Source organism: Brachybacterium saurashtrense (assembly GCF_003355475.1).
GTDB lineage: Bacteria > Actinomycetota > Actinomycetes > Actinomycetales > Dermabacteraceae > Brachybacterium > Brachybacterium saurashtrense.
The window spans coordinates 686,733-704,585 of record NZ_CP031356.1 but is presented as its reverse complement, the minus strand read 5'-3'; the positions used below and the strand labels follow the sequence as shown (position 1 = coordinate 704,585).

Sequence of the window (17,853 nt, the reverse complement as noted above, 5' to 3'; positions counted from 1 at the left end):
GCCCTGCGACGCGGGCCCTCACGCGCGGGGCAGCGTCACCTCCAGCAGCGAGGGAAGGTGATCGGAGGCGCCGGAGAGCCGGGCCTCGTCCACCGTCTCCGTCGCGCGCACGGCCTCGGCGCGGCGCACCTGCACACCGTCGCTGACCAGCACCGCGTCGATCCGACGTGACGGCGCCGTCGCCGGGAAGGTGTGCGCGGTGGTCGGCGCGGGATCGGCGAGCAGCGGGGCCAGGTGCGAGCGGGCCACGCCCTCGGCGGTCTCGTTGAGGTCCCCGCCCACGATCACGGGTGCGCCGGCGCCGCGCGCCAGGGCGGCCAGGTGCTCGGCGTGGCGGAGGCGGTTGTCCTCCTGGAGGGCCAGGTGGGTGGAGGCGACCACCACTGCGCCCCCGCCGGGGATCGACAGCCGCACCGCGGCCACGCCCCGGGGGTAGGTCGAGTTCAGGTCCGAGAGGGTCTGGGCGACAGGATGCGCACCGCGGCGGATGACCTGGGCGGCGACCTCCTCGGTGGCGAGCAGCGCCAGCCCGCGCCCGCCCGCGCCGCCCAGCAGCACCCGCCGGCCGATCCGTCGGGCGAACCAGTGCAGGCGGGCCGAGGGCAGCACGAAGCGCGGCGCCTCCTGCACCAGCAGGACGTCCGGGTCGAGATCGCGCACCGCCTCGATCAGCGCCGTCAGGTCCCCGCGCAGCTCGCACAGGTTCCAGGTGAGGATCCGCAGGTCCCAGCCGGTCCGGGCGGCGTCGGGAACGCCTGCCGCGGGCGCGCTCACGAGCCCGTCCTCTCCTCGTCCTCGACCATCGGGGAGATCACGCGCTCCACGAGCCCCTCGAGCTCGTCCACCTCGTAGCCGGGCCAGCCGAACAGGGTGCGACGCCATTCGGGCGGCACGGCCTTCGGCCCCAGCGCGGCGCCCATCAGCGCACCGGTGATGCAGGCGACGGTGTCGGTGTCGTACCCCGCCCGCACCGCCACCTCGAGCGCCCGGATCATGGCCTCGCGCTGGGCGAACTTGCCCGGCGGCAGCGGGAGCTCCCCCACCACGGCCGCCCAGGCCGCCTGGAACGCGCCCACCACCCAGCCGTTGCGGCGGAACATCACGGGGGTGGACTGCTCCGCCTCCTCGATCCGCTCGAGCCACGTCTCCCGATGCGCGGCGGGCACGTGCGCGAGCCCCGCCCGCACGTCGACCTCGCCGGTGCGGATCGCGTGCCGCACCGCGAGACCCCACAGCACGCTCGCCTCGACGGTGTCCGGGTGCACGTGTGTCATACGGCACACTGTGGTGACCGCCTCGACCGCGTCCTCCTCCGGGGAGAGCAGGTACGGCAGCACGGCGGCGTGCGCGCGCATCAGGGAGCCGTTGCCCGCCGAGGCCGGCAGCTGCTCGTGAGCGCTCGCGGCGGCCGCGCGGAAGTCCCTCGCCCGCGGGGCGTAGTGACCGTCCTCGCGGGCCAGATCCGCCGCGGTGCGGACCACGTGGGAGGTGAGCGTGCCGATGTCCGGGGTGCCCAGCGACCACGAGTACCACTCGCGCGCGATGTGGTCCTGGGCGCTCTCGGCGCGCAGGTCATGGGCGTCCGAGGCGGTCAGCGAGGCCTCCAGCACCACGATCGCCATCGCCGTGTCGTCGGTCCACTCGCCCACCTGCCAGTCGAGGACGCCGCCGCCGATCATCTCGATCTCCTCGGAGTCCGGCACCGGCGGCTGGAACTCGTAGGGCGCGCCGAGGGCGTCACCGGCGGCCGCCGCCACGACGGCGCCCGCCGCGCGCCGACGCTGCGCCGGGGTCAGTCCCTCGCCGCGGGGTGTCATCGCATCGGTCCTCACGAGCCCATCGTTCCACACGCACCCTGACCCTCAGCTCCGCTTTCACGCCCGGTACGCTGGTGGGGACCCAGAAGGAGCTCCATGACCGACACCCCCGCCGCCTCCACGGCGCACTGCGACGACCCCCACGACCACTCCGGCCACGACCATCCGCCCACCGGATCGGAGCTGGTGCGGGACCTCGTCAAGGGCCTGTCGATCCAGGCGCTGCTGATCCCGGCGCTGGGCGTCGTGCTGCTGCTGGCGATCCTGCCCTTCGCCCCCGTCACCCCGGTGCCGCTGCTGCTGGGCATCGCCCTGGGCGCCCTCCAGCTGATCTCCCTGGTGGCGACCAGCCTTTTCGTGGCCCGCACCCGCCGGCAGCTCGCGGTGAACCCGGGCCTGCTGGCCGTGCGCAGCGTGGTCGAGGAGGTGCTGCGCGTCGCCGCGGTGCTGCTGGCGGTGCTGCTGTGGCCGGCGGACCTCCGCACCGAGCTCGGGGTGTGGGTGGGCGCCGGCTGCGCCCTGGTGTGGCTGATCCTCGCCACCGCCCAGACCGTCGCCACCCGGCAGCGGATCGCCCGCCCGGGCGAGTGGTCCAAGGAGGCGATCTCCACCCTGCTGTCGCAGCGGGTGGGCGCCCGCTCCACAGTGCTGATGCGTCTGCTCGACGTCGCGGGCACCGTGATGTTCCAGGTGGGCGCGACGGTGCTGGTGATCCTCTCGCCCGTGCTGGTGATCGGCACGGCGGTGCTCTCGATCGGCATCGGCCTGTCCACGCTGGTGCTGCACCGCCGCCCGCCGGCCGACCGCGCCCGCAGCCCCTGGGCCTACGCCCCCGTGGGCCTGGGCCTGCTTGCCCTGGTGCTCGCCGTGCTCGGCATGCTCGCCCTGTGACCTCGCCGGCCCCCGCACCCGCGGCGCCGCGCACCCCGCCGCCCCGCTGACCCGCACACCCCGCTGACCCCGTACCGCACACCCCGCAGGAGCCGATGATGTCCGCTGCCCCCACGCCCGCCACCCGCCGCTCCGGCCTGTCCCTCGATCAGGTCGACGACGCCACCCGGATCCAGGACGACCTGTTCGGCCACGTCAACGGACGCTGGCTGCGCGAGCACGAGATGCCCGCGGACCGGTCCAGCGACGGGGCCTTCCACGCCCTGCGCGACCTCTCCGAGGAGCGGGTGCGGGAGATCGTCGAGGAGGCCGCGGACGACGCCGCCGCCCGCGACCTGCAGGGCACCGAGGTGCCGCGGACCGACCATGCCCGCGTGGGCGCGCTCTACCGGATGTTCATGGACACCGAGGCGATCGAGGCCGCCGGCATGGGAGTGCTCGAGGACCTGCTGGCCACGATCGCCGGCACCGAGGACCTCCCCGGCGTGGTGCGCACCATGGCCGCCCCGGACTCGGGCGCCTCCGCGCTGCTCTCCTACGTGTGGACCGATGACAAGGACTCCAGCAGCTACCAGGTGAAGATCCACCAGGGCGGCCTGGGCCTGCCCGACGAGTCCTACTACCGCGAGGACCGCTACGCCGAGATCCGCGAGGCCTACACCGCGCACCTGGCGGCCCTGGCCCGCCTGGCCGGGCTGCCCGGACGCGCCGGACTGCTCGACGGGGACGCCGAGGCGCTGGCCGCGGCGGTGAGGGACTTCGAGACCCGCCTGGCCGCCTGCCACGTGGACGTGGTGCGGGTGCGGGACCGGGAGAAGTCCTACAACCCGTTGGACGCCGAGGCCCGCCGCGCGCTCGCCCCCGCCTTCCCCTGGGACGCCTACATCGAGGGCACCGGCGCGCCGGCCGCCGCCTTCGAGGTGGTCTCGGTGGGTCAGCCCGAGTTCGTCGAGGCGGCGGCGGAGCTCCTGGCCGGCGAGGACCTGGCGGTGCTGCGCACCTGGCTGAGCCTGCACGCCGTCTCCGCCTACGCCCCCTACGGCCCTGCAGCCCTGGTGGAGGAGGACTTCGCCTTCACCGGCCGCACCCTCTCCGGCGCCGAGGAGCTGCGCGAGCGCTGGAAGCGCGGCGTCGCCTTCGTCGAGGGCGCGGTGGGCTTCGCCGTGGGCCGGGAGTACGTGGCCCGGCACTTCCCCGCCGCCCACAAGGAGCGCATGCTCGCGCTGGTGGACGCGCTGATGGACGCCTACCGCGACTCCATCGAGCAGCTCGACTGGATGACCCCGGCCACCCGCGAGAAGGCGCTCGCGAAGCTCGCCCGGTTCACCCCGAAGATCGGCTACCCGGAGCGGTGGCGGGACTACGACGGCCTGGAGATCGTGCCCGGGGACCTGGTCGCCACCGCGCGGGCGTCCCGCCGCTTCGAGGCAGCCTTCGAGTTCGCGAAGGTGGGCGGGCCGATCGACGAGACCGAGTGGCACATGACCCCGCAGACGGTCAACGCGTACTACAACCCCGGTCGCAACGAGATCGTGTTCCCCGCCGCGATCCTGCAGCCGCCCTTCTTCGACGCCGAGGCGGACGACGCCGTGAACTTCGGCGGGATCGGCGCGGTGATCGGCCACGAGGTGGGCCACGGCTTCGACGATCAGGGCTCGAAGTACGACGGCGAGGGCAACCTCGTCTCCTGGTGGACCTCCGAGGACCGCGAGGCCTTCGACGCCCGCGCCGCGCGCCTGATCACCCAGTACTCGGAGCTCTCCCCCCGCGAGCTCGACGACGACCACCGCGTCAACGGCGCGCTCACCATCGGCGAGAACATCGGCGACCTGGGCGGGCTCTCCATCGCGGTGAAGGCGTACCTGGGCAGCCGCGACGCCGAGGAGGTGGAGGCCGAGATCGACGGCTTCACCGGCCTGCAGCGGGTGTTCTGGTCCTGGGCCACCGTGTGGCGGGGCCGCAACCGCACCCAGGAGGCGATCCGCCGCCTCGCCGTGGATCCCCACGCCCCGATGGAGTTCCGCTGCAACACCGTCGCCGGCCACCTGGAGGAGTTCCACACCGCCTTCGACGTGCGCGAGGGAGACGGCATGTACCGCGCACCCGAGGAGCGGGTGGCGATCTGGTGAGGCCCGAGCCGCCGTTCTACGTGGGCCGCACCCGCGCCTCCTCCATCGGCTGGACCCGGATCGGGATCACCCTGGCGGCCGGGGCGGTGCTCGTGGTGCTGATGGCGCAGCGCTCCACGCCGCTGGGAGCGCTGCTGGTCGCGGCGCTGTTCGGGGCGCTGGCGCTGTGGACCTGGATGGGGCAGAGCACCCGCTTCGTCGTCGACGAGCACGGGGTCACCGTGAGCCTGGGCGGGTTCCTGCCCCGCCGGCCCTGGCCGCTGGAGGACTTCCGCACCGTGCAGCTGCGAGAGCTGCCGCAGTCCCGGGTGGGCGTGACGCTGGGCGGCTACGGCTGGCGGCGCGGCCGGGCCAGCACCCCGCAGCCGTCCGAGCTCACCCCCGTGGGCGACAGGAAGATCTACACCGTCGACGCCCTGCAGCGGCCGTACCGGATGCTCGTGACCCGCCCCGGCACCATGGTGGAGATGATGGGACGCGGGGAGACCTGCTACATCCTCTCCCCCGAGGACCCGCAGGCGACCGCCGAGGCGATCGACCAGGCGCTGCGCGCCCGGCGGTGACCCGTCCCCCGCTCCGCCGCGGCGCCGGGACCGCGGCGGAGCGGGTAGACTGAGGGTTCGTCATCCGCTGACAGGGGAGCACCACCAGGGTGCTGAGAGTGCGCGCAGCGCAGACCCTCGAACCTGATCCGGTTCACACCGGCGTAGGGAGTCGGGATTTCCGCGGCAGGCCGTCGGCGTGCCGTGCCCCTTCCGGTTGGAAGGAGAAGTGATGACTCGATTCCGCACCGTGGACCTGCTGGTCACCGTGCTCATCGGCGCCGCCTTCGGCGTCGCGTTCCTCGGCTACGGCCAGCTCTACACCCTCATCAGCCCGCTCACCGCCGCGTTCAAGCCCGCCGAGGGTCTGCTGGCGGGGATCTGGTTCCTGCCCGCGATGCTGGCGGCGCTGATCGTGCGCAAGCCCGGCGCCGCGCTGCTGGCGGAGATGATCGCCGCCGTGCTGGAGATGCTGCTGGGCGGCCAGTGGGGCTGGGGCACGGTGGTCTCGGGCCTGCTGCAGGGCGGCGGCGTGGAGCTCGCCTTCCTCCTCACCCGCTACCGCCGCTACACCCTGCCGGTCGCGATCCTCGGCGGCGTGCTCGCCGCGGGGCTCGAATGGGTGTGGGAGCGGTTCGCCTACTACCCGGAGATGAGCGGCCTGTACGCCGGCGCGATGCTCGGCTTCTTCCTGCTCTCCGGCGCGGTGCTGTGCGGGGTGCTGGGCTGGGTCGCGGCCCGGGCCCTCACCGCCACCGGCGCGGTCGACTCCCTGGCCGCGGGCCGGGAACGCGCCCGCGCCGCCCAGGCCTGACCGGGCGGTCCCCGATCGCCCCCGCCGCCGCCCCTCCCGCGACCGCCCTGCACCTGGACGGTCTGCGCTGGCGACCGCTGACCCGCCGGGAGCCGACCATCGCCGGGCTCGATCTCGAGATCCCCGCCGGTCAGCGGGTGCTGCTCGCGGGCGCGAGCGGCAGCGGGAAGTCGACGGTGCTGCGCGCCCTCGCCGGTCTCCTCGACCCGGAGGACGGCGAGGGCACGGCGCTGCGGGAGCCGCCGGAACGGGCCGGGGAGGCCGGGCTCCTGCTGCAGAACCCCGCCCACGCGATGGTCGCGGCGACCACGCACCGCGAGGCCTGCTTCGGCCCCGAGAACGCGGCCCTGCCCCGGCCCGAGATCCACGAGCGCGCCGCGGCCGCCCTGGCGGCGGCGAAGGTGGGGGTGGCGCCGTCGCGCCCGCCGCTCGACGCTTCCGGCGGCCAGCAGCAGCGGATCGCCCTGGCCGGCACGCTCGCCCTGGACCCCTCGCTGCTGCTGCTCGACGAGCCCACCAGCATGCTCGACGAGGAGACCGCGGAGCAGGTGCGCGAGGCGATCCTCGCCGCCGCCCGCGACGCCACGCTCGTGCTCGCGGAGCACCGGCTGGGACCGTGGCTGGAGCACATGGACCGCCTGGTGGTGCTCGGACCGCAGGCGCGGGTGCTGGCCGACGGCCCGCCCGCCGCGGTGCTCGCGGCGCACCCGGACCTGCTGCGCGAGGCGGGGGTGCTCGCGGCCGACGGGCACGCGGCCGACGGGCACGCGCCCGACGAGCAGGCGACCGACGGACCGGTGCCCGACGAGCAGGCGGCCGACGGGAAGGTGCCCGACGCACCGGACGGCGAGGTCATCGCCGCGCTCCGCCAGGTCACCGTGCCGTCCCGCGGGCTCACCACCCCGCTGGACCTCGCCCTGCACGTCGGCCGTCTCACCGCGCTGACCGGCCCGTCCGGTGCGGGGAAGACCACCGTGCTGCGCACCCTCCTGGGCGCCGCCGAGGCCGCGAGCGGCACCGTGGACCGGCCCGCGCCGGAGAGGATCGCGGCCGTCCCCCAGAACCCCGAGCACTCCTTCGTCGCCGCCACCGTGCGTGCCGAGGTCACCGCCTCCCCCTGGGCCGAGGACCCGGACCTCGCCGAGGAGCTGCTGCACCGCGCCGGCCTCGCCCACCTCGCCGACGTCCACCCCCACCGCCTCTCCGGCGGGGAGCAGCGCCGCCTGGCGATCGCCGCCGCCCTCGCCCAGGCCCCGGACCTGCTGGTGCTGGACGAGCCCACGGTGGGCCTCGACGCCCACCGCCGGGACGAGGTGGGCGCCCTGCTCGCGGAGGCGACCTCCCGCGGCGCGGCGGTGCTGGTCGCCACGCACGATGCGGAGCTCATCGCACGCGCCGACCACCACTGCCGGCTGCCGGCGCCCCCGAGCACGACTCCCCCGCCCCCGCCGCGGCGCCGCGTCCCGGCCGACGCGCTGAACCCGCTCACCCTCAGCCTCCTCGGGATCCTCGCCGCCATCGGCTCCTTCGCCGTGCAGACCTGGCAGGGCGGGCTGCTGGCCCTGCTGCCCACCGTGCTGCTGGCCCCGCTCGCCGTGCGCACGCCGCGCGGGGCCGCGCTGCGCCTGCTGCCGGTCCTGCTCTCCGCGGCAGGGCTGGCCTGGACCACCGCACTGCTCGGCGAGGCGCCGGCACTCTCCGGGGAGGCCTGGCTGCTGGGCCTGAAGGAGGCGGCGCGGATCACCGCCTTCGTCGCCCCGGGGGTGCTGGCGCTGGCGAGCGTGGAGGCGACCGCGCTGGGCGACGCGCTGGGACAGCGGCTGCGGCTGCCGGCCCGTCCCGTCGTCGCCTCGGTAGTGGCCCTGGTGCGGGTGGGACATCTGGGCCGGCAGTGGGACACCATCGTCGAGACCCGCAGCCGCCGCGGCCTGGGCGGGGTCCGCTCCCCGCGCCTGCTGGCCGGCGCCACCCTCGCCCTGCTCGTGGACACGCTGCGCGGCGCCGAGCAGCAGGCCCTCGCGATGGACGCCCGCGGCTTCGCCGCGGCAGACCGCCGCACCTGGGCGGAGCCCAGCCCGCTGGGCCGGGCAGACCTGCTGGGCGCGGTGCTCGCGGTGGGATTCCTGGTGTGGCCTGCACTGGCCGAGCTGCTGGTGGGGTGATCGCCCGTCCCCCCCCGTCGTACCCTGAGGGCATGACCGCGCAGAACCCGCCTCAGCCCGACGAACCCGCCGGCCCCGCCGCCGCCGAGGACGAGGCGGTGCTCGCCCTCGCCCATGCGCTGCTGGACGCCGCCCGCGCCGGGGATGGCGCCACGCTCCTGGGCGCCGTGGACCGGGGCGCGCCGGTGGATCTGCGCGACGCCTCCGGCAACTCCCCGCTGATGCTCGCCGCCTACCACGGCCACGCCGAGCTGGTGGCCGCGCTCGCCGGGCGCGGCGCGGACGTGGACCTGCTCAACGACCGCGGGCAGAGCCCCCTGGCGGGCGCGGCCTTCAAGGGCTACACCGAGGTGGCGGAGGCGCTGCTGGAGGCCGGGGCGGATCCGGAGCGCGGCACCCCCAGCGCCCGGGAGACCGCCGCCTACTTCGACCGCGCGGAGATCACCGCGCTGATGGAGGCTCCTCGCGCCTGAGCTGGCGCGGCGGGGCGGCGTACGCCCGCGCGGTTCACGCCCTCGCGGGGACGCTCACGCCCGCGCGGGGTGTTCACGCCCGCACGGCGGGGCGGCGCACCATCGCGACGTGCTCGATGCCCGCCTCGAGGAACACGCCGCCCACGGTCTCGAACCCCATCGAGGCGTACCACTGCTCGAGATGGGCCTGGGCATCGAGGTGCACCTCGGCCTGCGGGGACACCTCGGCGATCCGTGCCAGCGCCGCCTCCATCAGAGCGCGGCCCAGGCCGCCGCCGCGGTGCGCGGAGTGCACGGCCACCCGCCCGATCCGCACCACGTCCCCGTCGTGGAGGATCCGCAGGTGCGCGATGGGGGCGCTGTCCAGGCCGGCGCGGGCGGCGAGGGGCCCGGGCTGCGAGAACCACAGCAGCTCCGTGGAGGCGTCCAGCTCCCGGCCGTCGAGATCCGCGTCGGTCGCGCCCTGTTCGAGGGTGAACACGTCCTGTCGCAGCATCGCCAGCAGGTACACGGTGCGGGGGTCGATCTCGGTCAGGTGGGCGTGGTGCAGCGCGGGCATGCGCGGCAGTCTACGGGCCCACCATCCGGGACACGGCCTCCCGCCAGTGCCCGGCCATCGCCGGCCCGCCGTGTCCCTCCTCCTCGACCACGATCAGCTCGCTGCCCGGCCAGGCACCGTGCAGCTCCCAGGCCGTGAGGGCGGGGCCGGAGACGTCGCGCCGGCCGTGGATCAGCACGCCCGGAATCCCGGCCAGGCGCGCCATGCCGCCGAGCAGCCCGCTGCCGGGCGCGGCGCCCCAGGGCACCGCCCAGTCCGCGACGAACCCGTCGTGCGCCCAGTAGTGGGTGACCAGCCGTGCGAAGCCGCGCTCGTACTCCCCCACCACCTGCTGCGCCGGCACGGCGTGGGTCTGTGCGGGGCCGCCCGCACCGATCCCGATGTGGGCGTCCTCCCAGCTCATCCAGGCACGGGCGGCGCTGTCGACGAGGTGCTCGTCGTCCCCGGTGAGCATCCGGCGGTAGGCCTCCACCAGGCGCAGCCGCCGCGGGGAGCGGTCGGTGCGGTCGAAGCCGGCGTGCTCCTCGGCGAGGGCGGCGAAGGCGTCCCACGCCTCCGGGTACAGCGCGCCCACGCCCTCGGTGATCCAGTCCACCTCGCGGCGGCAGGTGGAGGTGACGGCGACCAGCACCACGCCGCGCACCCGCTCCGGGTGCGCCTGGGCGTAGGCGAGGGCGAGCGTGGAGCCCCAGGAGACGCCCTGCACGATCCAGGCCTCCACCCCGAGGTGCTCGCGGAGCGCTTCGAGGTCCGCGACCAGGTGAGCGGTGGTCTGGCCGGTCAGGTCCGCGGCGCCGGGCGCACCGGCGGAGGGCGTCGAGGCTCCCGCGCCCCGCTGGGACAGGCTGATCATCCGGGCCCGCCCCGCCGGGGCGTTGCGCCGGTGCCCGGGGGTGAGCCGGCCGCCCGGCCCGCCGTGCAGGTAGAGGGTGGGCACGCCGTCACGGGTGCCCGCCTCCTCCCAGTGGATCCGGTGTCCGTCGCTCACGGGCAGCATCCCGCTCGCGGTCACCGGGGGCGGGGCACTCATGCGACCTGCGCGGCGGGGTCGGCCAGCGCCCAGGGCGTGGCGGGGTGCTCACGGGTCCATCCGGCGCGACGGCGGCGCACCCGCTGGCAGCGCGGGCACCAGAACACGGTGCGGCCGGCGAGGTCCGCCGAGCGGACGGTGGTGCCGCACAGCCGGCAGGGCAGGGTCTGGCGGTGGTAGACGTAGAAGGACTTCTCGCGCGGCACCGCCGACGGATCCTCGTCCCCGTTCTGCCGGGTGCCGCGGGAGCGCTCCACGATCCTCGCCTCGATGTCGCGATGGGCGGGCTGGGTCGTGACGATCCGGCCGGTGCGCGCCCCGTAGGTCATCAGCGCGACCAGGTCCTCCCACATCTCCTCGCACATCCCCGCCGAGAGCTCCCGGCCGGGCACGAAGGGGTCCAGCCGGGCGCGGAACAGCAGCTCGGCCCGGTAGATGTTCCCGATGCCGGCCACCACCTGCTGGTTCATCAGCAGCGCGCCGATGGTGGTGCGGGAGCGCCGCACCGCGTCCACGAAGCGACGTCGTGCGCGGCCGTCGGGATCCTCGCGCAGCGGATCGGGGCCCAGCCGGTCGAGCACCGCCTGCCTCCCCTGCGCATCGAGCACCTCGCAGGCGGTGGGGCCGGTGAGGTCGGCCAGGCCGTGCTCGCCCGCGATCCGCAGCCGCACCGTGGGACGGGGCACCAGGCGCCGCCAGTCGAGGCCGCCGTCGCCGTGGGCCTCCTCCCGCTCGCCCATGCGCAGCCGCGGCGCGCCGATCGCGTGCGCGTCGGCGAAGCCGGGCTCGCCCGCGAAGGTCCACGAGCCGTACAGGCCCAGATGCACGTGGACCTGTCGCACCGCCGGGGAGTCGGCGGGGACGTCCGCGGCGGGGGCGAGGGCCAGGAACAGGTGCTTGCCCACGGCCTCGGCGCCCAGCAGCACGCTCCCGTCCAGCTGCTCCGCCTCGGGGAAGCGGCCCTGCGGACTCGAGGTGCGCACCCGTCTGCCGCCGAAGGCCTGCTCGAGGGCGGCGGCCAGGCGATGGACGGTATGGCCCTCCGGCATCAGCCGGCGGCGGGAGCCGGGGCGTCCCCGTAGCCGCCCGTGCGCTCGTAGCGCCCGACCAGGTCGATGCGGCGCTGGTGCCGCTCCTCGCCGGAGAACGGCTCGGCGAGGAACAGATCGATCAGCGCCTCCAGCTCCTCCTCGGAGTGCTGCCGCGCGCCCACGGAGATGACGTTGGCGTCGTTGTGCTGGCGGGCCAGCCGGGCGGTGTCCTCGTTCCACACCAGTGCCGCGCGCACGCCCGCGACCTTGTTCGCCGCGATCTGCTCGCCGTTGCCGGAGCCGCCGATCACGATGCCGAGCGAGGCGGGATCGGCGGCCACGGCCTCCCCCACGGCCGTGCAGAACGGCGGGTAGTCGTCCAGGGCGTCGTACTCGTGGGCGCCGTGGTCGGTGACCTCGTGCCCCTTCTTCTGCAGGACCGCGACCAGGCGGTTCTTCAGCTCGAAGCCGGCGTGATCGGTGCCGATGTGCACGTGCATGGCAGGGGGTGCTCCTTCAGGGGCGGGAGGGTGGGGTGGGAGGGAGGGCGCCGGGCCGTGGGCCGGATGCTCAGCTGAGGTCGACGCCGCCGGTGCGGGTGCGCTTGAGCTCGTAGAAGCCGTCGATCTCGGACATGGTCGCCAGGGCGTCGAGCAGCTTGCCGGCGTCCTCCCCCTTGGGGGACGGGGAGACCACCGGGCCGAAGTAGGCGGTGCCCTCGCCGAAGGCGATCACGGGGGTGCCCACCTCGTCGCCCACGCGGGAGATCGCGCCGTCGTGCGAGGCGCGTAGCGCCTGGTCGATCTCGTCGCCGGCGACGGGCTGATAGGCCTCGATCAGCGACGCGGGCAGTTCCGCCTCGGCGAGCGCGGCGACCGCGGTCGCGCGCCGGTCCCCGTGCTCACTGCCCACGTGGTACCGGGCGCCCCAGGCGCCGTACCAGCGGGCCAGCGCCTCCTGCCCCTCGGCGCGGCGGATCGCCACCGCCAGCCGCGCGGGGCCCCAGGAGTCGTCGAGCATCTCGCGGTAGCCGGCGTCGAGGTCCCGACCCTCGTTGAGCACGGACAGGGACATCACCGAGAAGGTGGGGGCGATGTCTCGCACCTGCGCGGCCTGCAGCAGCCAGCGGCTGGTCATCCACGCCCAGGGGCAGACGGGATCGATGAACAGTTCGACGGGGCGAGCGGTCACGGGGCCTCCTCGGCTCGGATGTGGTGCCGCCATTGTGTCACTGCGCCGTCGGCGGGGTGAGGCCTGTCCCACGTGACCGGCCCGACACCCCCGAGAGGCGCGAGATTCCCAAAAAACATTGCACTGCGCTGGCGCGACGTATTGGATCGTCACGTGCTCGACTCCCGTTCCTCCGCCGCTGCGGCCCCCGCGGCCTCCCGCGCCTCCGCGCCGGGGGTGCTGCCCTCGATCGTCCGCGCCCATCGGCGCACCCTCGCTCTCGTCCTCCCTCTCGGCACCGTCGCCGAGGGTGTCGAGATGGCGATGCCGATCGTGCTGGGCCTGATCATCGATCGCGGCGTGCTCGCGGGCGATCTGCGCCTCACGGTGCTCGGCGCGCTGGGACTGATCGGGCTGCGGATCCTGGGCGTGCTGCTGTGGGTGTGGACGTTCCTGCTCTCGCAGAAGGCCTGCATGCAGGAGCGCCACCGGCTGCGCGTGGGCCTCACCGGTGCGGTGCTCGACCCGCGCTCGCGCACGGTGCAGCGCCCCGCCGGGGAGGTGCTCTCGATCGCCACCTCCGATGCCGACAAGGCCTCCGATCTCATGGACATGCTCCCGTGGGTGGTGCCCTCCACGCTCGCGGTGCTGGTCGCCTCCGTGTATCTCGCGGCGATGGACCTGTGGCTGGGGCTGTCGATGCTGCTGGGCATCGTGGTGATGGTGGTGGTGATCCGCGTGATCACGCCCACGCTCTCGAAGCGGTACGACGATCAGCAGTCCGAGGCGGCGGAGGCGGCGGCGACCGCGACCGATCTGGTGCACGGCCTGCGCGTGCTGCAGGGGCTGGGCGTGCAGTCCCGGGCCCGCGCCGTGTACCGCCGTCGCTCCCGCTCGGCGCTGCGCGCCGCCCTGGTCAACTCCCGCTACTCCGGCATCTCCTCCGGGCTCACCACGCTCGTCACCGGGTCCATGCTGGCCGCCGTGGTGGTGCTCGCCTCCCTGCGCACCCTGGACGGCACCCTCTCGATCGGCGTGCTGATCGCCGTGGTGGGCGTGGCCCGCTACGTGATGGGCATGCTGCAGGGACTGTCCGGCGTGCCGGTGTGGTGGGCGTCGATGTCCACCTCCGCCCGCCGTGTGCGGGACCTGTACACGGATCTGGGACGCAGCGTCGACGACCCGGAGCTGGGACTGGACGTGCTCACCACCCAGCGGGACGAGCGCGGGCAGCGCGGGGACGTCACCGGTCGGCGCGGCGCGGCCGGTGGGCTCGTCCTCCCGCAGCTCACGGTGGCGGACGGGGAGATCGTCGCGCTGGTGTGCGCGGACCCGCACGACGCCGCCGAGGCGGTGGAGGCGGTGAGCGGCCGCGTGGACGCCGGCGCCCGCGTGGGCACGCGCCCGATCACCCCGGGCGACCGGCTCGGCCTGCGCGCCGATCTGCTGGTCGAGCCGCACGTGGTGGACCTGTTCGACGGCACGCTGCGCGAGCAGCTCGCCACCCGCGCTCCGGAGGGCACCGGCGCCGACGGCGACGAGGACTGGGACCGCGCCCTGCACGCCGCCGGGGCCGAGGACCTGCTGCGGATCCTCCCCGAGGGCTACGACACCCGCATCCTGGACCGCGGCGCGAATCTCTCCGGCGGGCAGCGCCAGCGCATCGCCCTGGCGCGGGCGGTCGCGGCCGACGCCCCTGTGCTCGTGCTCCACGACCCCACCACCGCCGTGGACGCGGTGACCGAGCAGAACATCGCCGAGGCGCTGATCGCCGCCCGGCGCCGCACCGACCGGGCCACCCTGCTGGTCACCCGGGCGCCGGCCCTCCTGCAGGAGGCCGACAGGGTGGTCTTCCTGCGGAGCGGGGAGACCGTCGCGGAGGGACCGCACGCCGAGCTGATGGGCACCGAGGAGTACCGGGAGGTGGTGCGACGATGAGCGAGATCGACTGGAAGCGTCCCCTCGAGGACGTGCTGGGCGAGGACGAGACCGCGCGCCGTCAGCTCGCCGAGCACGCGCAGCTGCTGCCGATCGCGGACGCCCGCACGGCGATGCGCTTCATGGGAGCCCGGCTGCGCGAGCACTGGGTCGCCACCGCCGTGACCCTGCTGGTCAACATCGGCGGCGCGGTCGCCGCGGCGATCCTGCCCCGCCTGATCGGCTCCGCGGTGGACGTGGTCGCCGACGGCGGCAGCACCGACCGCATCTGGGCGCTCGGCGGGCAGATCCTCGCCGTCGGCGCGGTGCAGGCGCTGCTGATGGCGCTGGGCTGGTGGCTGATCTCGGCGCTGGGCCAGCGGATCCTCGCGGGGATGCGCGAGCAGGTGATCGACCGGGCGCTGGACCTCCCGGCGCAGACGATGGAGGCCACCGGCATCGGTGACGCGCTGTCCCGCGTGGCCGATGACGTGGACGTCGCCGCCCGCGCCGTGAACAACCTGGTGCCCAACCTCATCCAGCTGGGGTTCCTGGTGGTGATCACCCTGGTGGGGATGGCGACGCTGTCTCCCTGGCTGCTGCTGATGGTGGTGGTGATCGTGCCGATGTATGCGGTGGCGGCCACCTGGTACCTGCGGCGCACCGCCCCGATCTACCGGCGGGAGCGGATCGCGATGGGCGCTCGCGCCCAGGGCCTGCTCTCGGCGATCCACGGCATCCCCACGGTGCACGCCTACGGCATCGAGCGCCGCGAGACCCGCCACGTCGCGGTGCTCTCGGAGACCGCCGCCGTGCTCAACATGAAGGTGATGTACCTGGTGAGCCGCCTGGTGATGGTGCTGAACGTGCCGGAGAACCTGGCGCTGGCGATGGTGCTGCTGTTCGGCTTCGTGATGGTGCAGGCGGGCGGCGCTCCCGTGGGCCTGGTCACCGCGGCGGCCGTGTACCTGGTGACGCTGTTCTGGCCGATGATGGCGGTGATCTTCAACCTCGACGAGGTGCAGTCCGCGCTGGCGAGCCTCTCCCGGATGGTGGGAGTGATCACCTCGATCGATCCCGCCTCCTCCCCCGGCCACGAGCGCCCCGAGGACGCGTCGATCCGACTGGAGCAGGTCTCGCACGCCTACGGCGAGGACGAGCACGGCGAGGAGCGGATCGTGCTGCGGCCGCTCGATCTCGACATCGCCCCGGGCGAGGTGGTCTCCCTGGTGGGCGCCTCCGGCGCGGGCAAGTCCACGCTCGCGGCGATCCTCGCCGGCACCCTGGTGCCGCGCCACGGACGGGTGCTGCACGGCGGGGCGGACCTCGCCCGCGCCGAGCTCGAGGCGGTGCGCACCCACGCCTCGATCGTCAGCCAGGACGTGCACGTGTTCCGCGGCACGCTGCGGGAGGACCTCCAGCTCGCGGCGCCGCGCGCCGACGACGAGCAGCTGCGCCGGGCGCTGCGCCGCGTGGACGCCCTGGCCTGGGTGGACCGGCTCCCGAAGGGGCTGGACACCGAGGTGGGCGAGAAGGGCGAACGGCTCACCGCCGAGCAGTCCCAGCAGCTGGCCCTGGCGCGGATCGCGCTGCAGGACCCGGCGGTGCTGATCCTCGACGAGGCCACGGCCGACGAGGGCTCCTCCGGGGCCCGTGTGCTCGAGCGCGCGGCGCTCGAGGTGGCCCGCGGCCGCACCACGATCATCGTCGCCCACCGCCTGTCCCAGGCGCGGGTGGCGGACAGGATCCTGGTGATGGCCGATGGCGCGGTGGTGGAGCAGGGCTCGCACGAGCAGCTGGTCGCCGCCGGCGGCGCGTACTCCCGGCTGTGGGAGGCCTGGTCCTCCTGAGGCGCGGCGGTCCCGAGGCGGGGCGGTCCGGACGCGGGGCGCGTCCCGTCGGCCGCTCCCCCGGCGGCTCAGCGGCGTCGGGCGCGGAGCACCACGATCCCCGCGATCCCGGTGAGCAGTCCCAGCAGGGCGAGCGCGCCGGCGCCGGCGACCATCGCCAGGCGGCTCCACGGCGCGTCGATCCCGAGGGAGGAGAGCGGGCCGTGCTCGAGGGTGGTCTCGCCGCTGTCGAGCACCGGCTCCTCGGCGGCGTCCTCGGCCCGCTCGCCCTCCACCTCAAGGGTGAGCACGAGGGTGACGGCGCCCTCCCCGGCCGGCTCGTCGTCGGCATCGCGCTGCAGGCGCTGCAGCACCACGGTGTGGGTCCCCGGCAGCCAGGCGGAGGCGACGGCCCCGAGGTCCGAGCTGCGGTTGCCGAGGTCCACCGGGGCGCGCATCCCGCCGCCGGTGACGGGATCCTGCGCCCGCATCGTCCAGCTGCCGCCGCCCACGGTCACCTGCTCGCGCGCCGGGTTGTACACGCGCAGGGCGAGCCCGCCGGCGCCCTCGGGCTGGGCGCTCTCCTCCACCCGCCATCGCAGGCGCTGCCCCTCGGCGACCGGGAGCCGCAGCAGGGCCACCTCGCCCGGGTCGATCTCGAGCACGTAGGAGCCGGGCTCCACGGCGACCGCGGTGGCGAAGGAGCGACCGGGCTCGAGCGGCTGGTCGTCGGCAGGCGGGACCGGGGTCGCGCCGTCGTCCTCGATCGCCTCGGTGACCGCGGGGGCGGCGCCGTCGAGCCCGGCGGGCTCCACCGCCACCTGGATCTCCACCGGTAGCGGGGTCCCGGCCGCGGCGGTGCCCGTCCGTCGCACCTTGAGGAACAGCTCGTCGCCCGCGCAGCCGTCGAAGCCCATCGTGCCGGAGACGACGGTGGAGGTGATCGGCCCGTCGGCCGTGCGGGACTCGCCGGTGTCGCGCACCCACTCCCCGTCGCAGGCGTCCCCGTCCGCGGTGAGGAACGAGACCGCCACGCCCAGGTCTCCCGGGTCCTCGGGGAGCCCGCCCTCGACCGGGGGCGCGGAGATGGTCGCGGCCGCGTGCACGCGCTGCCCGCCGCCCACCGCGATCCGGTAGTACTTCACGGTCCCGGGAGTCTCCTCCTCGCTCTCCTCGTCCACCTGCACGCCGCGGGCGAAGCTGTCGCGGTGGATGCCGGGCACGATCAGCGGCGCCTGCGCCTGCGAGCCGCCGCCGCTCACCGCAGGGCCCTCCGCCCGGTAGGCGTGCTCCGGCACCGGCGGCTCCTCCGCGGGATCGGCGAGCGCCGCCGGCGCCCCGCCCACCAGCAGCAGCGCGGCGCTGACCAGCACCGCCAGCAGCGGCCGCAGGGGCGTCCCGCGAAGGCGCGGGGGCACGGCGGGAACACCCACGGAGCGGGACATGCGTCCTCCTGAGATCGGGACGGGCGGGGGCGGAGCGCCGGGAA

General features: G+C 75.1%; 16 protein-coding genes and 1 riboswitch. Of the genes, 8 read left to right on the top strand and 8 right to left on the bottom strand.

Annotated elements, in window-relative coordinates:
- Window positions 1–18: 18 nt before the first annotated feature.
- On the bottom strand, window positions 19–774 hold the full coding sequence (locus DWV08_RS03165) for an endonuclease/exonuclease/phosphatase family protein (protein WP_241237306.1): 756 nt from the start codon (window positions 772–774) through the stop codon (window positions 19–21).
- Window positions 771–1,817 (bottom strand): ADP-ribosylglycohydrolase family protein, encoded by a 1,047-nt coding sequence (locus DWV08_RS03160; RefSeq protein WP_115412475.1) that lies wholly within the window; start codon window positions 1,815–1,817, stop codon window positions 771–773. Before DWV08_RS03160 ends, DWV08_RS03165 begins: the two co-directional genes overlap by 4 nt.
- 96 nt (window positions 1,818–1,913) lie before the next feature.
- Between DWV08_RS03160 and DWV08_RS03155 the strand changes: the two genes are divergently transcribed.
- From DWV08_RS03155 to DWV08_RS03130, 6 genes are all read left to right on the top strand, one after another.
- A complete protein-coding gene (locus DWV08_RS03155) occupies window positions 1,914–2,708 on the top strand; it encodes a hypothetical protein (RefSeq protein ID WP_115412474.1) in 795 nt (264 codons plus the stop codon).
- A gap of 98 nt (window positions 2,709–2,806) precedes the next feature.
- Window positions 2,807–4,837, top strand: coding sequence for a M13 family metallopeptidase (locus tag DWV08_RS03150; protein ID WP_115412473.1), 2,031 nt, complete (start codon window positions 2,807–2,809; stop codon window positions 4,835–4,837).
- On the top strand, window positions 4,834–5,400 hold the full coding sequence (locus tag DWV08_RS03145) for a hypothetical protein (protein ID WP_115412472.1): 567 nt from the start codon (window positions 4,834–4,836) through the stop codon (window positions 5,398–5,400). The genes DWV08_RS03150 and DWV08_RS03145 overlap by 4 nt, the downstream gene beginning before the upstream one ends.
- 62 nt (window positions 5,401–5,462) lie before the next feature.
- Window positions 5,463–5,567: riboswitch (TPP riboswitch) on the top strand.
- 44 nt (window positions 5,568–5,611) lie between these two features.
- Window positions 5,612–6,193: an ECF transporter S component gene (locus DWV08_RS03140; protein WP_115412471.1), complete on the top strand. Its 582-nt coding sequence runs from the start codon at window positions 5,612–5,614 to the stop codon at window positions 6,191–6,193.
- Complete coding sequence (locus DWV08_RS03135; protein ID WP_338142898.1) at window positions 6,190–8,355, top strand: ATP-binding cassette domain-containing protein; 2,166 nt, start codon at window positions 6,190–6,192, stop codon at window positions 8,353–8,355. Before DWV08_RS03140 ends, DWV08_RS03135 begins: the two co-directional genes overlap by 4 nt.
- Window positions 8,356–8,387: 32 nt before the next feature.
- Window positions 8,388–8,828 (top strand): ankyrin repeat domain-containing protein, encoded by a 441-nt coding sequence (locus DWV08_RS03130; RefSeq protein WP_115412470.1) that lies wholly within the window; start codon window positions 8,388–8,390, stop codon window positions 8,826–8,828.
- A gap of 73 nt (window positions 8,829–8,901) precedes the next feature.
- Here the strand turns inward: DWV08_RS03130 and DWV08_RS03125 are convergent, their stop codons facing one another.
- From DWV08_RS03125 to DWV08_RS03105, 5 genes are all read right to left on the bottom strand, one after another.
- Window positions 8,902–9,387, bottom strand: coding sequence for a GNAT family N-acetyltransferase (locus tag DWV08_RS03125; RefSeq protein ID WP_115412469.1), 486 nt, complete (start codon window positions 9,385–9,387; stop codon window positions 8,902–8,904).
- 10 nt (window positions 9,388–9,397) lie between these two features.
- A complete protein-coding gene (locus DWV08_RS03120) occupies window positions 9,398–10,417 on the bottom strand; it encodes an alpha/beta fold hydrolase (RefSeq protein WP_115412468.1) in 1,020 nt (339 codons plus the stop codon).
- Window positions 10,414–11,466, bottom strand: coding sequence for an Fpg/Nei family DNA glycosylase (locus DWV08_RS03115; RefSeq protein ID WP_115412467.1), 1,053 nt, complete (start codon window positions 11,464–11,466; stop codon window positions 10,414–10,416). The genes DWV08_RS03120 and DWV08_RS03115 overlap by 4 nt, the downstream gene beginning before the upstream one ends.
- Window positions 11,466–11,948, bottom strand: a complete 483-nt coding sequence (locus DWV08_RS03110; RefSeq protein WP_115412466.1) for a ribose-5-phosphate isomerase — start codon at window positions 11,946–11,948, stop codon at window positions 11,466–11,468. The genes DWV08_RS03115 and DWV08_RS03110 overlap by 1 nt, the downstream gene beginning before the upstream one ends.
- A 70-nt stretch (window positions 11,949–12,018) precedes the next feature.
- Complete coding sequence (locus DWV08_RS03105) at window positions 12,019–12,639, bottom strand: mycothiol-dependent nitroreductase Rv2466c family protein (protein WP_115412465.1); 621 nt, start codon at window positions 12,637–12,639, stop codon at window positions 12,019–12,021.
- 153 nt (window positions 12,640–12,792) lie between these two features.
- On the opposite strand from DWV08_RS03105, the gene DWV08_RS03100 reads away from it, so the two are divergent.
- On the top strand, window positions 12,793–14,556 hold the full coding sequence (locus tag DWV08_RS03100) for an ABC transporter transmembrane domain-containing protein (protein WP_115412464.1): 1,764 nt from the start codon (window positions 12,793–12,795) through the stop codon (window positions 14,554–14,556).
- Entirely contained in the window at window positions 14,553–16,385 is a 1,833-nt protein-coding gene (locus DWV08_RS03095) for an ABC transporter ATP-binding protein (protein WP_115412463.1), read from the top strand. The genes DWV08_RS03100 and DWV08_RS03095 overlap by 4 nt, the downstream gene beginning before the upstream one ends.
- A gap of 68 nt (window positions 16,386–16,453) precedes the next feature.
- Here the strand turns inward: DWV08_RS03095 and DWV08_RS03090 are convergent, their stop codons facing one another.
- On the bottom strand, window positions 16,454–17,809 hold the full coding sequence (locus DWV08_RS03090; RefSeq protein ID WP_162801486.1) for a hypothetical protein: 1,356 nt from the start codon (window positions 17,807–17,809) through the stop codon (window positions 16,454–16,456).
- Between the last annotated feature and the right edge of the window lie 44 nt (window positions 17,810–17,853).

Excerpts from the sequence above, each read along its gene's own strand:
- DWV08_RS03150 (WP_115412473.1), top strand. The coding sequence starts at position 2,807 with ATGTCCGCTGCCCCCACGCCCGCCACCCGCCGCTCCGGCCTGTCCCTC.
- DWV08_RS03125 (WP_115412469.1), bottom strand. The coding sequence starts at position 9,387 with ATGCCCGCGCTGCACCACGCCCACCTGACCGAGATCGACCCCCGCACC.
- DWV08_RS03140 (WP_115412471.1), top strand. The coding sequence starts at position 5,612 with ATGACTCGATTCCGCACCGTGGACCTGCTGGTCACCGTGCTCATCGGC.
- DWV08_RS03110 (WP_115412466.1), bottom strand. The coding sequence starts at position 11,948 with ATGCACGTGCACATCGGCACCGATCACGCCGGCTTCGAGCTGAAGAAC.
- DWV08_RS03090 (WP_162801486.1), bottom strand. The coding sequence starts at position 17,809 with ATGTCCCGCTCCGTGGGTGTTCCCGCCGTGCCCCCGCGCCTTCGCGGG.
- DWV08_RS03155 (WP_115412474.1), top strand. The coding sequence starts at position 1,914 with ATGACCGACACCCCCGCCGCCTCCACGGCGCACTGCGACGACCCCCAC.
- DWV08_RS03130 (WP_115412470.1), top strand. The coding sequence starts at position 8,388 with ATGACCGCGCAGAACCCGCCTCAGCCCGACGAACCCGCCGGCCCCGCC.
- DWV08_RS03160 (WP_115412475.1), bottom strand. The coding sequence starts at position 1,817 with ATGACACCCCGCGGCGAGGGACTGACCCCGGCGCAGCGTCGGCGCGCG.
- DWV08_RS03095 (WP_115412463.1), top strand. The coding sequence starts at position 14,553 with ATGAGCGAGATCGACTGGAAGCGTCCCCTCGAGGACGTGCTGGGCGAG.
- DWV08_RS03120 (WP_115412468.1), bottom strand. The coding sequence starts at position 10,417 with ATGAGTGCCCCGCCCCCGGTGACCGCGAGCGGGATGCTGCCCGTGAGC.
- DWV08_RS03115 (WP_115412467.1), bottom strand. The coding sequence starts at position 11,466 with ATGCCGGAGGGCCATACCGTCCATCGCCTGGCCGCCGCCCTCGAGCAG.